Source organism: Seonamhaeicola maritimus, from assembly GCF_008056315.1.
GTDB classification, from domain to species: Bacteria; Bacteroidota; Bacteroidia; order Flavobacteriales; family Flavobacteriaceae; genus Seonamhaeicola; species Seonamhaeicola maritimus.
In genome coordinates, this window is sequence record NZ_VRKQ01000011.1 from 1 (window position 1) to 542 (window position 542).

1 protein-coding gene is annotated in these 542 nt (G+C 36.0%); it reads left to right on the forward strand.

Going from position 1 to position 542, the window contains the following annotated elements; genetic code table 11:
* Positions 1 to 542: PorP/SprF family type IX secretion system membrane protein (locus FUA22_RS13290; protein ID WP_147769088.1), on the forward strand; the 542-nt coding region annotated here is incomplete at both ends.

Here is a 542-nt window from a genome sequence, read left to right on the forward strand (position 1 = left end):
ATGAGTATAAATGGAAGAATAGGAGATACGCCATCAGCATTAGGGGGTATTTTGTATACCGATAAGAATGGTTATCACTCTCAAACGGGAGCTTATGCAACCTATGCACATCACCTTATGTTTTCAAGAAGTGAAACCGATTTAAATATGCTTTCCTTTGGATTGAGTGCTGGTTTTATTCAGTATAAACTGGATGAAACCACCTTTTTATTTGATGGTCCAGACCCTATAATAAGTGGCGTGGTCCAGGCAGAAACTAATTTTAATATTGATTTTGGATTTTCTTATCATTTTTTAGACTATTATGCTCATGGAACCATAAAGAATTTGTTGAAGAATTCAGGGGTTAATAATGATATTGAAATCACCAGTAATTTAAGGCGTTATTTGTTTTCTGTTGGGGGAGTTTTTGGTAAGTATGGAAGTTCTTGGAGTTATGAGCCTTCAGTTATGTTTCAGTATAAAGATGGAACCGCAGAGTCTTCCATAGATTTTAATGGGAAAGTGTATAGGCAAATGGATTTTGGATCGCTTTGGGGAGG